Consider the following 13,511-nt stretch of genomic DNA (forward strand, 5'->3'; position numbering starts at 1 on the left):
ACTATATGGCTGGACCAGTGTTGGAACGTTTTCTCGCCGACGAGGCGGCCACGGCAAGGCTTGGCGAGGACCTCGCCATGGCGTTGCGCGCGGGCGACGCGATCGCGCTGAAAGGCGATCTCGGCGCCGGCAAGTCGACGTTGGCCCGCGCGCTGATCCGGGCGCTCGCCGACGACGCCAATCTCGAAGTGCCGAGCCCGACCTTCACCTTGGTGCAGAGCTACGAGACGCGCGTTCCGGTGCAGCATTTCGACCTCTATCGGCTGTCCGCGCCGGACGAGCTCGACGAGCTCGGCCTCGACGACGCGCTAAGCCAAGGCGCGGCGCTCATCGAATGGCCGGAACGGGCCGGAGACCGTTTGCCGGAAACGGCGCTGTGGGTCGATCTTGCCGAGCAGGGCGAAGGGCGCGTGGCGCGGCTTTCCGGGCAGGGACGGGCTTTCGAGCGCGTGGCGCGATCGCTCGGGATGCGCGATTTTCTGGCCTCCGCCGGATGGGGCGAAGCCAGCCGCCGCTACTTCGTCGGCGATGCTTCCGCCCGCTCCTACGAAATCGTCTCGCTGCCCGGCAAGGCGCCGCGCGTGCTGATGAACTCGCCGCGGCTCGTGCTCGGGCCGCCGGTTCGCGACGGCAAGCCCTATGCGGTGATCGCCCACACGGCGCAATCCGTCGCCGCCTTCGTCGCCATCGACCGGGCGCTGCTTGGGGCCGGCGTCAGCGTGCCGGCGATCCATGCCCAGGATCTCGACCAGGGCTTTCTGCTCATCGAGCATCTCGGCTCCGAAGGTTTCCTCGGTCGCGACGGCCAGCCCGTCGCCAAACGCTACGAGGCGGCGGCCGAATTGCTGGCCATGATGCATGGCAAGACTTGGCCTACGCGCTTGGAAGCGGCGCCCGGCCTATTTCACGACGTGCCGCCTTTCGACCGGGAAGCCATGCTGATCGAGGCCGACCTTTTGGTCGACTGGTATGTGCCATGGATCACCGGCGAACCGGCAAACGACGCGTTGCGGGCAGGCTACCACGAGGTATGGAACGCGCTCCTCGATCGCCTGGCAGGCAGCGAATACACGCTGATGCTGCGCGACTTCCATTCGCCCAACATCATCTGGCGGGCCGAGCGCGCCGGCCTCGACCGGCTGGGCATCGTCGATGTGCAGGACGCGCTGATCGGGCCTGCCGCCTATGACGTCGCTTCCTTGGCCATGGATGCGCGCGTCACCGTCTCGCCCGAGATCGAGCGGCGCACCGTCGCGGCTTATGTCGCGGCGCGGCGCGCCGCCGGCGCTTTCGACGAAGCCGGCTTCGCCGAGGCCTATGCGATCATGGCCGCGCAGCGCAATTCGAAGATCCTCGGCATCTTCGTGCGGCTCGAAAAACGCGACGGCAAGCCTTACTATCTGAAACACCTGCCGCGCATCCGCGATTATCTGAGGCGGGCGCTGGCGCATCCGGCGCTTTCCGGTCTGAAGGATTTCTACATGGCCCACGGCCTGCTCGAGGAACGGGTCCCATGAAGCCGACGACCGCGATGGTGCTGGCGGCCGGGCTCGGCAAGCGCATGCGGCCGATCACCGACACGATGCCGAAGCCGCTGGTGAAGGTCGCCGGCAAGACCTTGCTCGATTGGGGGCTGGACAGCCTGGAAGCCGCCGGCGTCGCCAAGGCCGTCGTCAACGTGCACTATCTGCCCGAGCAGATCGTCGCGCATGTTGCCCATAGGCGCGCACCGAAGATCGTCATCTCCGACGAGCGCCAGGCGCTGCTGGAATCGGCTGGCGGCATCGTCAAGGCGCTGCCGCTTCTGGGTGGCGAGCCCTTCTACATCATCAATGCCGACACCTTCTGGATCGACAGTGGCCAGCCCAGCCTAGAGCGTCTTGCCCTTGCATGGGACGCCGCGAGAATGGATATTCTGCTGATGCTTACCGATCTCGACTCAGCGACCGGGCATTGCGTCGGCACGGATTTCCTTGTTGCCCCTGATGGAGCCCTACGGCGCTCGAGGGGCGATCCGGCGGGCCTGATCTATGCCGGCGCCGCCATCATCCATCCGCGCATCTTCAAGGATGCGCCCATGGGCTCGCATTCGCTCAATGTCTATTTCGACAAGGCGATCGCCGCAGGGCGCCTGTTCGGCATGAAGATGAACGGACGCTGGATCACCGTCGGCACTCCGGACGCCATTCCGGCGGCCGAGGCAGCCGTGGCCGGCGCCCTAGCGAAGGCGGTATGAGCGGCACGCGCCGCGTCTTTTCCATTCCGCCCGGAGCGCCGTTCCTGCCGACGCTGGCGGGGGCGTTGCTCGACGGGCGCCTGATCCCCGGCTTCCGCTTCGACGGCGACCCGCTGGCGCTTGCCGACGCCACCATCTATGTGCCGACGCGGCGCGCGGCGCGTGCGCTGCGTGGAGCTTTCGTCGACATGCTCTCCGAAATGGACGGGGGAAAACACTCGGCCATCCTGCCGACGGTGCAGCCGCTTGGCGAATTCGACGAGGACGAGGTCGCCTTCGACGCGGAAGCGGCGCCGGCAATAGATCTCGCCCCGCCGATCGCCGCGCAGGAGCGGTTGCTGTTGCTGGCACCGCTGGTGCGTGCCTGGAAGGAAAGCCTGCCGGACCATGTCAGGGCACGGTTCAACGAGGAATTCGTCGTGCCGAGCTCGGCCGCCGACGCCATCTGGCTGGCGCGCGACCTTGCCCGGCTGATGGATGAGATCGAGACCGAGGGCACGGATTGGGCGAAGCTCGCGACGCTGGTCACCGGCAATCTCGCCGGCTGGTGGCAAGTGACGCTCGATTTCCTCGGCATCGTCACCGACAACTGGCCGGAACTTCTCAAGGAGCGGGACCGCTCCAATCCAGCCGCGCATCGCAGCGCGCTGATCCGGCTGGAGGCGGCGCGGCTGAAGCGCACTCCGCCGGCCGGACCGGTGATTGCCGCCGGTTCGACCGGCTCCATCCCCGCCACCGCCGAACTGCTTGCAGTGATCGCCGGCCTGCCCAACGGCGCCGTCGTGCTGCCCGGGCTCGACCGCAACCTGGACGACGCATCCTTCGCGGCGATCACGGCGCCTGGCGCGCGCCCGGCAACGCTCGGCCACCCGCAATACGGCCTCGCCAAGCTGATCGGCGGCATCGGCATTCCGCGCCGCGACGTCGAGGACCTTGTTGCGGCGCCATCGCCGCTTGCGTTGCGCGCGGCCCTGGTCGGCGAGGCGCTGCGGCCGGCCGAAACCACCGAATACTGGACCGAGACGCGGCCGCGCTTCACGGCATATGACATCGAACAGGCGCTGGCCGGCGTGACGCTGGTGGAAGCGGCGAACGAACGCGACGAGGCGGCGGCAATCGCCATCGCGCTGAAGCGCGCCGTGGAGGCCCCAGGCAAGCGCGCGGCGCTCGTCACCGGTGACCGCGCGCTGGCCCGGCGGGTTTCGGCCGAGCTTTTGCGTTTCGGCGTCGTCGCCGACGATTCCGGCGGCGCGCCTTTAATCAACACACCGGCCGCCAGCCTGCTCAGGCTCGCGCTGAGCGCTGCGTTCCGACCCGGCGACCCCGTAGGCCTGCTTGCCTTGCTCAAGCATCCGCTACTCGCGCTCGGTCTCGAACGCCAGGCCATGCGCAAGGCTGCCGAGCTCGTCGAGCTGGTGGCGCTGCGCGGCGGCACGGGCCGGCCCGATGTCGCATCGCTCGGCGCGCTGTTCGAGACACGGCTGGCGGAACTGAGCGGCGACACAAGGCAGCCTTTCTGGTTCTCGCGCTTGACCGTGCGCGGCATCGAGCAGGCCCAAGATATGCTTAGCCGCCTTACCAAGTCGCTGTTGCCGCTCACCGCGATGCGCGACGAGAAAGGCGCCGATATTGCGACGCTGACGCGCGCGAGCGTGGTCGCGCTGGAAAGTCTCGGTCGCGCCGTCGACGACGGCCTGGCGGAGCTCTATGCCGGCGATGCGGGCGAGAAACTCGCCGAGCTGTTGCGCGGGCTGGTGGCGGCGTCGTCGCCCTTCACCTTCGCCGCTTTGGAGTGGCCCGACGTGATGGAGGCCCTGATCGCGCCGGAGACGGTCAAGCCGGCGCAAGGCACCGATCGCAACATCGCCATCTGGGGCGCGCTGGAGGCTCGGCTGCAGCATGTCGACATGTTGGTCATCGGCGGGCTCAATGAAGGGGTTTGGCCGCGCAAGCCCGAGAGCGACCGCTTCATGTCGCGGCTGATGAAGACCGGCATCGACCTCGAGCCGCCGGAGCGGCGCATCGGCCTTGCCGCGCATGACTTCCAGATGGCGATGGGCACAAAAGAGGTCGTGCTGACGCGTTCGGCGCGCTCCGGCGACGCGCCGGCGGTGCCGTCGCGCTGGCTGCAGCGCATCCTGACCTTCCTCGGCAAGGAGCCGGCGTCAGCACTTCGCGGCCGCGGCGACGCGCTGCTTGCCTGGGCGCGCGCGCTCGATGCCGGCGAGAAGAAGGATTTTGCCTCCCGCCCGCAGCCGAAGCCGCCGCTCAGCCTGCGCCCGCAGCATTTCTCGGTCACCGAGATCGAGACGCTGCGCCGCGACCCCTATGCGGTCTATGCGCGGCGCATCCTCGGCCTAATGCCGCTCGAGCCGCTGATCCGCGATCCGGGCGCCGCCGAACGCGGCACGCTGTTCCACGAGATCCTGCATTTGTTCTCACGCCGGGTCGAGGATCCAAGGGCGCCGAACGCGCTGGCCAGCCTCATTGAATCGGGCCGTACCTGCTTTGCCGACGCAAAGCTTCCGCCTGATATCGAGGCTATCTGGTGGCCGCGTTTCGAAAAGCTCGCCGAGAACATCATCGAATGGGAGCATGGCCGCGCCGATGCCGTCGCAAGGCGCTACGCCGAGGAGCGCGCTGAGAAGACGGTGGTCGGCCGCACCGGGGTGACGCTTTCCGGCTATGCCGACCGCGTCGACCTGCTTGCCGGCGGCATGGCCGACATCCTCGACTACAAGACAGGATCCTCGCCCTCGAAAGCGCAGGCGCACACGCTGCTGTCGCCGCAGCTCGCGCTGGAGGGCGCGTTGCTCAGGCGCGGCGCCTTCAAGGACCTCGGCATCCGCGAACCCTCGCAGCTCGCCTTCGTGCGGCTGAAGCCGAATGGCGAGGTATTCGAGGAATCGATCCTCGACTACAACCGCAAGTTCCGCACCGCCAACGATCTTTCCGAGGAGGCCTGGGCGCGGCTGGAACGGCTGCTCTTCCACTATGCCGACCCGACCACCGGCTATCTGTCGCGCGCGCTGCCCTTCCGCGAGGGCGAGGCCGACGGCGACTACGATCATCTGGCGCGGGTGCTCGAATGGTCGGCCGGCGGCGCCAGCGAGGACGAGGCGGAAGGATGAAATATCCGATCCCCTCCGATACCGCCGCCAGCCAGGCGCGCGCCTCCGATCCCGCCTATTCCGCCTGGGTGTCGGCCAATGCCGGTTCGGGCAAGACGCATGTGCTGGCGCAGCGCGTCATCCGGCTCCTGCTCAACGGCACCGATCCGTCGAAGATCCTGTGCCTCACCTACACGCGGGCTGCCGCCGCCAACATGTCGAACCGCGTGTTCTCGACCCTGTCGGAATGGACGGCGCTGCCTGATGCCGAGCTGGCGGTCAGGATCGCGGCGCTGGACGGCCGCGGCGCCGACCGCGACCTGATGCGGCGCGCGCGCCGGCTGTTTGCCGAGGCGCTCGAGACGCCGGGCGGACTGAAAATCCAGACCATTCATGCCTTCTGCGAATCCGTGCTGCACCAGTTCCCGCTCGAAGCCAATATCCCGGCGCATTTCGAGATGCTCGATCCGCAGATGGAGGCCTCGCTGTTCGCCGATGCCCGCCGCGACATGATCTCGGGCGCAGGCGCCGGCGTCGAAGGGCTGGCGGAAGCCTTTGCCACCGTGCTGGAACGCGGCGGCGAGTTCGGGCTCGATACGCTGCTTGCCGAGATTGTTGGCAAGCGCGATGAACTGCGCGGTTTCATCGCCAAGTTCGGCGAGGATCGGGACTTCCGGCCGCTGTTCGCCGAATTCGGCTTCAGGCCTGGACAGACGGCCGAGGACATCGCTGCTTCGCTGTGGCCGCTGCCTGGCTTTTCGCCTGGCCAGCTCGCTGAATTTGCCCGTGCCGCCGAGGCCGCCGACGCCAAGCGGGTTTTGAACAACGTGCTGCCCTATGCGCAGAGCGCCTTTGCCGAGGCCGATCCGATCCGGCGGCTGCGCCTGCTCGCCAAAGCATTCCTGCGTGCGGACGGCGACCCCTACGATCCGTCCAAAATCTTCAGGAAGGCGCTTGTCGACCGCCTGCCCGACCTGCCGGACCGCTATTTCGTGGTGGCGAAGGCAATCCTCGACGTAACCGACCGGCTGGCGCTGTTCCGCATGCTGGAAGGGACAGCGGCAGCGCTCACCGTCGCCGGCTGGCTGATCGCGCGCTATGAGCAGTTGAAGCGCGGGCGGGGTTTCCTCGACTTCAACGACCTCATCACCCGCACGGTCAGTCTCTTGTCGCGACCGGATGCCGGGCCGTGGGTGCAGTTCAAGCTCGACCAAGGCATCGACCATATCCTGCTCGACGAGGCGCAGGATACCAGCCCGGACCAATGGGAAGTGGTGAAGAAGCTGACGGAAGAGTTCTTTGCCGGGCTCGGCCAGCGCGAAGCGGTGCGCCGAACTGTCTTTGCCGTCGGCGACGAGAAGCAGTCGATCTATTCCTTCCAGGGCGCGGCGCCGGATTCCTTTGCCGAAAGCCGGCTGTTGTTTGCCGGCCGCGTGCGCGACGCGGAGGCCGCCTTCGCCAATCTCAAGCTCACCTGGTCGTTCCGGTCGAGCGACGACGTGCTGGCCGCGGTCGACCGCGTCTTCGCTGAGCCTGGCGTCAGGCGCGGCATCAGCCATGATCCAGACCCTTTGAGCCATAAGGCGATCCGCAATGACGCGCCGGGCTATGTCGAGGTGTGGCCCTCGGTCGGCGCCGAGATGGTCGAGGAGCCGGACGACTGGACCTTGCCGGTCAACCATGCCAGCGCGCCCGCGGTGCGCGTCGCCGAGCACGTGGCAACGACCATTCAGAACTGGCTGCGCAGCGGCGAGGTCATCGAAGGCAAGGGCAGGAAGCTGACCGCCGGCGACATCCTGGTCCTGGTGCGCAAGCGCGATCGTTTCGTCCATGCGCTGTCGCGCAGCCTCAAGAACCGGCAGATCCCGGTTGCCGGCGCCGACCGGCTGAGCCTGCCCGGCCATATCGCCGTGCAGGACCTGATCGCGCTTGGACATTTCCTGATCCAGCCGGAGGACGACCTTCCCCTGGCCGCGGTGCTGCGTAGCCCGATCTTCGAGGTCTCGGAGGAGAGCTTGCTCGCGCTCGCTGGCTCGAGGCCGAAGGGCCAGTCGCTGATCGCCTCGCTCAGGCAACATGCGGCCGAAGATGTTTCCCTCGCCGCTGTCGTTAGCCGGCTCGACGGCTGGGCAACCGAAGTGGCGTTCAAGCCGGTGTTCGAATTCTACGCCGCGGCACTGGCGCGCGACGGACTGCGCCGCAAGATGACGGCGCGGCTAGGACCCGAAGCCGGCGACATCCTCGACGAATTCCTGAGCTTTTGCCTGGCCGAGGAACGGACCGGCCTGCCGGGGCTGGAATCCTTCCTCTCGACGCTCGAAAATGCCGGCCCCGAGATCAAGCGCGAGATGGACCAGACGCGCGACGAGGTGCGCGTCATGACCGTGCATGCCGCCAAGGGCCTGGAGGCGCCGGTGGTCTTCCTGGTCGATGGCGGCTCGGCGCCGTTCAGCGACCAGCATCTGCCGCGGCTAATGCCGTTCGAGAGCTCGGGCGCGCAATGGAAAGGCAAGGGCTATCTGTGGCGCTCGGCCAGCGATGTCGCCAATGGCGTTTCCAAGGCGGCCTCGGTCCGGGCGCGCGAGCTGGCCGACGACGAATACCGGCGGCTGCTCTATGTCGGCATGACGCGCGCCGAGGACCGGCTGGTCGTCTGCGGCTATCACGGCAAGCGGCAGCCCAGCCCCGGCACGTGGCATTCGATCGTCAGCCGCGCGTTGCTCGGCGCGCCCGAGAGCTCCGAGCGCCGGCATCCGGCGACGGCCGAGGCGGCGGTACATCGCTTCCACATGACCAGGCTGCCCCCGGTGGCATTGACCGGCATCGACGAGGCAGGGCCGTTCGAGCACACAGCGCCGCTGCCTGAAAACCTGTTCCGGCCGCTCCCGCCCTATGAGGAGCTGCCGCGGCCGCTTTCGCCTTCCGGCGCTTCGGCGTTGATCGACGAGGCGAAAGAAGCCGTCCCCGACACGCGCTCGCCGGTGCTCGACGCCGCCGCCGAACCCGGCTTTGCGATCATGCGCGGCCTTGCCCTGCACAAATTGCTGCAGATGCTGCCCGGCATCGCGGAGGAGGAAAGGCGGGGCGCCGCCGAGCGCTACCTGGCGCGCGCCGGCGCGGATTGGCCGGATGGCGAGCGCGACAGGGCGCTGGACGCCGTGCTCTCCATCCTGTCCGACACCCGCTTCGGCGCGCTGTTCTCGCCATCCTCCCGAGCGGAGGTCGCCGTCATGGGCAGCCTCGAGGTGAAGGGCAGGCTGCGCTCGATCTCCGGCAAGATCGACCGGCTGGCGGTCACGCCCGAAAAGGTGTCGATCATCGACTACAAGACCAACCGGCCGGCCCCCAAAGACCTGGCGGAGGTGCCGCCGGCCTATGTGCTGCAGCTTGCGCTCTACCGCGCTCTGCTCCAGCCGCTCTATCCGGGGCGCGAGGTGACGGCGGCGCTGCTGTTCACCGAGGCGCCGCGACTGATCGAGCTGCCCGCCCCCGCCATGGATGACGCCCTTGCCCGACTCACGGCAGCGTGACACAAGAACTGCTTGAACATCGCCGCCACAACCACCACATTTGGTGCAACCCGAATTTTCGAAAGGATTTCAGCATGGCCACCGTCAAGGTCGACAAGGGCAATTTCCAGGCCGATGTGCTCAACGCCAAGGAGCCGGTCGTGGTGGATTTCTGGGCGGAATGGTGCGGCCCGTGCAAGATGATCGCTCCGGCGCTGGAAGACATCGCCAACGAACTCGGCGCGAAGATCAAGGTGGCCAAGCTCAACATCGACGAGAACCCGGAGCTTGCCGCGCAGTACGGCGTGCGCTCGATCCCGACGCTGATGATTTTCAAGGGCGGCGAAGTGGCCGACATGAAAGTGGGCGCCGCGCCGAAGACCGCGCTGTCGCACTGGATCAACGGCAGCCTCGCCTGAGCCAATCTGAAGTTTTCAAGATCCAAGCCCGGCCATCGCGCCGGGCTTTTCTTTGGCGTCATGGCTCGTCGCGCTCTGGCTCTCGCCTGCGGGCACTCCGTGTTCTCTGTTCGCAGGAAAGGGAGAGCTCCATGACCGGAACCGCCAAGGCCACAGTTCACGTCGACAATGAGCGCGTCATCGTCACCGAATACCGCTTCGCGCCGGGCGCCAACACCGGCTGGCACCGCCATGGCCACGACTATGTCGTCGTGCCGCTGATGGACGGCAAGGTGAAGCTGGTGACCAAGGACGGCGAATCCTTCGCCGAGATGAAGCAAGGCGCGCCCTATTTCCGCCGGGAAGGCGTCGAGCACGACGTCATCAATGCCAATGACGGCGAATACGCCTTCATCGAAATCGAGCTGAAGTAGGCCGGCCGTGATTGCCGGCTTGCACGTTTCCTTTCCGGCCTCGTGCGGGATGTCGTGGGTCTAACGCCTGTCCTCGCCTTTGCCGGTTTTGCGGCGGTGGCCGCTTATGTCCAGACCCTGACGGGCTTCGCCTTCGGCCTGGTGATGATGGGCGCGATTGCGCTTGTCGGCTTGCTGCCGCTGCCCGACGCAGCCGCGATGGTCGGCATGCTGACCCTGGTCAATGCCACGCAGATGCTGATCCAGGGCGGCTGGCGCGAGATTGCGCGCCGGGAGCTGCGGCTTATCCTGGTCGCAAGCCTCCCTTCGCTGCTCTTGGGGTATGCCCTGCTGGAATGGCTGGCGGACACGCGGGCCGACCTGCTGAAAATCGGACTCGGTCTGGTCATCATGATGTCCAGCCTGCAACTGGCCATCAGGCCTGCCGGCTTGGCAAAACGATCATCGGACGCGAGTTTCGTCGGCTTCGGTGTCGTTTCGGGCCTGATGAGTGGGCTGTTTGCGACTGGCGGCCCACCGCTCGTTTATCATCTCTTTCGCCAGCCAATGCCGCACAAACGTGTCCGCGAAACGCTGGTCGCCGCTTTCGGCGCCGCGCAGGTGGTGCGGTTTATCCTGGTGACGGCAAGCGGCAACCTGCCGACCATGTCGCCTGTCGCGCTCGTCGTCGCCATACCGGCCGTAGTGCTGATGACCTATGCGGCACGCCGCTGGCCACCGTCATTGTCGCAAGGGACAATGCGAAAGATCGTCTTTGTTCTGCTTTTCCTGTCAGGGCTCTCGCTGGCACTGCCTGCCGCGATGCACCTTGCCGTCTAACTTCAACTGCTCATGCGGGCGACGTGTCGCTCCAATTTACCAGTCGGCGACACGGTCGCCGCCGGTGAATTGCGCGCTTTTGGCGGTGTATTCGAACAGTTCGATCCTCACGCCGTTGGGATCGCTGATCCAGGCCTGGTATGTGTCGTCGCAGGCGAGCTTCTTTGGCGTGACCGCGACGCCTTTCGACCGGATATGAAGGATCGCCGCATCGATGTCTTCCACCTCGAGGCAGAAGTGGTTGATCTGGTTGGCCTCGCTGTAGCTGGATTCACTTTTCTCGAACACCTCGACATGGCTGCGGCCGCCGCAGTCGAGGTAGAAGCCGAAGATCTTGCCGTCGCGCAGGAAATTGAACCGCGTGTCCATGCCGAGCACATCGCGGTAGAAGTCGCGCGTCGCCTCCAGGTCGTGCGCGAAGATGCAGACGTGAGCGAGCTGCTTCACCTTGATCATGGCCGGTTCCTTTCGGCCCCCGCCGAAATCCGCAATGCTGTCCCGGTTTCGCCTCAGGTCGGCGGCGTGCCGTTTTCGGCCAGCACGGCGCCGGCGAAATAGAGCGAGCCGCCGATCAGGATGCGCGGCGCCGGGCCGTCCCAAGAGTCGCGCAACAGCATCAGCGCGTTGGCGACGGAGCTGACCGGCTCGGCCGACAGGCCGGCCTCTTCGGCACGCAAGGCCAGCTCGTCGTTGGGAACGCCGGCGTCGCTGCTGGTCACCGGCACGGTATAGACGTGGCGGGCAAGCCCCTTGAAGGCGCTGAAATAGCCGGTCTGGTCCTTGGTGTTGATCATGCCGGAGATCAGGACCAGCGGCCTCGGGTTCTTTTCCTCCTGCTCGGCCAGCGCCTCGGCGACGACGATGCCGGCGCCGGGGTTGTGGCCGCCGTCCAGCCAGATCTCGGCGCCCTTCGGCGCCAGGTCAACCAATTTGCCTTGGGTCAGCTTCTGCATACGTGCCGGCCAGGCGACATGGGTCATCGCCCGCTCGGCGGCGCGGTGGCCGATCTCGAAGCCGGCCGCCTTGACGGCGGCGATCGCAGCCGCGGCATTGGCGTATTGATGGCGCCCCGGCAGGCGCGGCGAAGGCAGGTCCATCAGCCCGTCCCCGTCCTGATAGACCATGCGGCCGTTTTCCTCGAAGGCGAGGAAATCCTGGCCATAGATCACGGTCGGGCAATCCAGCCGCTCGGCCGACTCGATCAGCACCTGAAGCGCGGTGTCGCTTTCCTGGGCGCCGATCACCACCGGGCAGCCGCGCTTCATGATGCCGGCCTTCTCGGCGGCGATCAGCTCGACGCGGTCGCCGAGATAGGCTTCGTGGTCCATCGATATCGGCATGATCACCGAAACCGCCGGCTGCTTGATCACATTGGTGGCGTCGAAGCGGCCGCCGAGGCCGACCTCGATGATCGCCGCCTCCGCCGGATGCTCCGAAAACAGGATGAAAGTGACGGCGGTGAGGATCTCGAAGACAGTGATCTTCTGGCCGCCATTGGCCTCGGCGACACGCGCGATGGCCTCGGCGAAAATATCGTCCTCGACGAGCTTGCCGCCGCCTTCGGCCGCCAGCCGGTAGCGCTCATGCCAGTTCACCAGATGCGGCGAGGTGTGGACGTGGACAAGGTGGCCGGCGGCCTCCAGCAGCGCGCGCGCGAAGGCGGCGCAGGAGCCCTTGCCGTTGGTGCCGGCGATGTGGATGACCGGCGGCAGCCGATCCTGCGGATTGCCGAGGCGCTCGAGAAGCCCCGTGACGCGGTCCAGCGAAAGGTCGAAGCCTTTCGGATGCAGCGTCATCAGATGTTCGATTTCGCGTTCGGCGGAAAGCGTTGTCATGATGGAATCCTAGAGCGGTTCATCATCTCATGGAATGCAGAACCGCTCTCTCTTTTTTGTTGGCGCAATTCCGAACGGAAACCGTTCCACACTTTTCCTGGAATTGCTTTGGCGGGCGGTTCCCGAACCGGGAATCGGTTCGAACGAGCCGTGCGCAAATCAGAGGCTACAGCACGCAACAGGCGGCGCAACTCGCGGTTCGCGGCGAGCGATGTCGCGCCAAGCCGATATATCGCTTCAGGCTTGCGCGCGCGCCTCGGCATTGACCACCGCCGGCGGCAGGATCTCCGGCTCCAGCGGCTTCTCGGCCTCCGGCATCTTGAGCAGCATCTTCAAGAGACGGGAAATGGTCCGGCGCATCTCGAGGCGCGACACGACCATGTCGACCATGCCGTGTTCCATCAGATACTCCGCGCGCTGGAAACCGTCGGGCAGTTTTTCGCGGATGGTCTGCTCGATGACGCGCGGGCCGGCAAAGCCGATCAGCGCCCCGGGCTCGGCGATGTGGACGTCGCCCAGCATGGCGTAGGACGCAGTGACGCCGCCGGTGGTCGGGTTGGTCAGCACCACGATATAGGGCAGGCCGGCTTCCTTCAGCCGGTCGACGCCGATCGTGGTGCGCGGCAATTGCATCAGCGACAGGATGCCTTCCTGCATGCGGGCGCCGCCGGAAGCGGCGAACAGGATCAGCGGCCGCTTGCGCTGCAGCGCGACCTCGAAAGCATGCACGATGGCTTCGCCGGCGGCCATGCCGAGCGAGCCGCCCATGAAGGCGAAGTCCTGCACGGTGACGATGACGGGCAGCCCGTCGATGGTGCCGGCGCCGTTGAGGATCGCATCCTCGAGGCTGGTCTTGGCCTTGGCCTCCTTCAGGCGGTCGGTGTAGCGCTTCTCGTCGCGGAACTTCAGCGGGTCCTGGACGACCTTCGGGTTTTCCAGCACCTCGTATTTGCCGTCATCGAAGAAATATTTCAGCCGCTCCTTGGCCGAGATCTTCATGTGGTGGCCGGAAGCCGGGATGACGAACTGGTTGGATTCGAGATCCTTGTGGAAGACCATCTCGCCGGTCTCGGGATCCTTGATCCAGAGGTTTTCCGGCATGTCGGTGCGCCGGCCGAGCATCGAATTGATCTTCGGGCGGACGTAATTGGTGATCCAGTTCATGGCTTC

The 13,511-nt window shown here is 66.4% G+C and carries 10 protein-coding genes; 7 read left to right on the plus strand and 3 right to left on the minus strand.

The window, feature by feature from the left end:
* Nucleotides 1-5 precede the first annotated feature (5 nt).
* The 7 genes from tsaE to LB515_RS19585 all read left to right on the plus strand — a co-directional run bounded on the left by tsaE (nt 6) and on the right by LB515_RS19585 (nt 10,506).
* Complete coding sequence (gene tsaE, locus LB515_RS19555) at nt 6-1,517, plus strand: tRNA (adenosine(37)-N6)-threonylcarbamoyltransferase complex ATPase subunit type 1 TsaE (RefSeq protein WP_224708679.1); 1,512 nt, start codon at nt 6-8, stop codon at nt 1,515-1,517.
* Nucleotides 1,514-2,236: a nucleotidyltransferase family protein gene (locus LB515_RS19560; protein WP_224607135.1), complete on the plus strand. Its 723-nt coding sequence runs from the start codon at nt 1,514-1,516 to the stop codon at nt 2,234-2,236. The genes tsaE and LB515_RS19560 overlap by 4 nt, the downstream gene beginning before the upstream one ends.
* On the plus strand, nt 2,233-5,367 hold the full coding sequence (gene addB, locus LB515_RS19565; protein WP_224708680.1) for a double-strand break repair protein AddB: 3,135 nt from the start codon (nt 2,233-2,235) through the stop codon (nt 5,365-5,367). The genes LB515_RS19560 and addB overlap by 4 nt, the downstream gene beginning before the upstream one ends.
* Nucleotides 5,364-8,876 carry a double-strand break repair helicase AddA gene (gene addA / locus LB515_RS19570; RefSeq protein WP_224708681.1) on the plus strand — a complete coding sequence of 1,171 codons (3,513 nt, stop codon included), beginning with the start codon at nt 5,364-5,366 and terminating at the stop codon, nt 8,874-8,876. Before addB ends, addA begins: the two co-directional genes overlap by 4 nt.
* A gap of 74 nt (nt 8,877-8,950) precedes the next feature.
* Nucleotides 8,951-9,274 carry a thioredoxin gene (gene trxA, locus LB515_RS19575; RefSeq protein WP_095767992.1) on the plus strand — a complete coding sequence of 108 codons (324 nt, stop codon included), beginning with the start codon at nt 8,951-8,953 and terminating at the stop codon, nt 9,272-9,274.
* Nucleotides 9,275-9,405: 131 nt separating this feature from the next.
* Nucleotides 9,406-9,687, plus strand: a complete 282-nt coding sequence (locus tag LB515_RS19580) for a cupin domain-containing protein (protein ID WP_027166948.1) — start codon at nt 9,406-9,408, stop codon at nt 9,685-9,687.
* 54 nt (nt 9,688-9,741) lie between these two features.
* The gene (locus LB515_RS19585) at nt 9,742-10,506 is read left to right on the plus strand and encodes a TSUP family transporter (protein ID WP_224708682.1); all 765 of its coding nucleotides are present in this window, start codon (nt 9,742-9,744) and stop codon (nt 10,504-10,506) included.
* Nucleotides 10,507-10,542: 36 nt separating this feature from the next.
* On the opposite strand, the gene LB515_RS19590 is transcribed toward LB515_RS19585, so the two are convergent.
* The 3 genes from LB515_RS19590 to accD all read right to left on the minus strand — a co-directional run bounded on the left by LB515_RS19590 (nt 10,543) and on the right by accD (nt 13,505).
* The gene (locus LB515_RS19590) at nt 10,543-10,962 is read right to left on the minus strand and encodes a VOC family protein (RefSeq protein WP_224708683.1); all 420 of its coding nucleotides are present in this window, start codon (nt 10,960-10,962) and stop codon (nt 10,543-10,545) included.
* Nucleotides 10,963-11,015: 53 nt separating this feature from the next.
* Nucleotides 11,016-12,341, minus strand: coding sequence for a bifunctional folylpolyglutamate synthase/dihydrofolate synthase (locus tag LB515_RS19595; RefSeq protein ID WP_224708684.1), 1,326 nt, complete (start codon nt 12,339-12,341; stop codon nt 11,016-11,018).
* Between the two features lie 237 nt (nt 12,342-12,578).
* Nucleotides 12,579-13,505: an acetyl-CoA carboxylase, carboxyltransferase subunit beta gene (gene accD, locus LB515_RS19600; RefSeq protein ID WP_224708685.1), complete on the minus strand. Its 927-nt coding sequence runs from the start codon at nt 13,503-13,505 to the stop codon at nt 12,579-12,581.
* Nucleotides 13,506-13,511: the final 6 nt, after the last annotated feature.

The organism is Mesorhizobium sp. CA15, from assembly GCF_020165215.1.
GTDB lineage: Bacteria > Pseudomonadota > Alphaproteobacteria > Rhizobiales > Rhizobiaceae > Mesorhizobium.

What these genes read in the sequence shown, in the direction of transcription:
- trxA (WP_095767992.1), top strand. Translation starts at nt 8,951, where the DNA reads ATGGCCACCGTCAAGGTCGACAAGGGCAATTTCCAGGCCGATGTGCTC.
- addB (WP_224708680.1), top strand. Translation starts at nt 2,233, where the DNA reads ATGAGCGGCACGCGCCGCGTCTTTTCCATTCCGCCCGGAGCGCCGTTC.
- tsaE (WP_224708679.1), top strand. Translation starts at nt 6, where the DNA reads ATGGCTGGACCAGTGTTGGAACGTTTTCTCGCCGACGAGGCGGCCACG.
- LB515_RS19590 (WP_224708683.1), bottom strand. Translation starts at nt 10,962, where the DNA reads ATGATCAAGGTGAAGCAGCTCGCTCACGTCTGCATCTTCGCGCACGAC.
- LB515_RS19595 (WP_224708684.1), bottom strand. Translation starts at nt 12,341, where the DNA reads ATGACAACGCTTTCCGCCGAACGCGAAATCGAACATCTGATGACGCTG.
- LB515_RS19580 (WP_027166948.1), top strand. Translation starts at nt 9,406, where the DNA reads ATGACCGGAACCGCCAAGGCCACAGTTCACGTCGACAATGAGCGCGTC.
- LB515_RS19560 (WP_224607135.1), top strand. Translation starts at nt 1,514, where the DNA reads ATGAAGCCGACGACCGCGATGGTGCTGGCGGCCGGGCTCGGCAAGCGC.
- accD (WP_224708685.1), bottom strand. Translation starts at nt 13,505, where the DNA reads ATGAACTGGATCACCAATTACGTCCGCCCGAAGATCAATTCGATGCTC.
- addA (WP_224708681.1), top strand. Translation starts at nt 5,364, where the DNA reads ATGAAATATCCGATCCCCTCCGATACCGCCGCCAGCCAGGCGCGCGCC.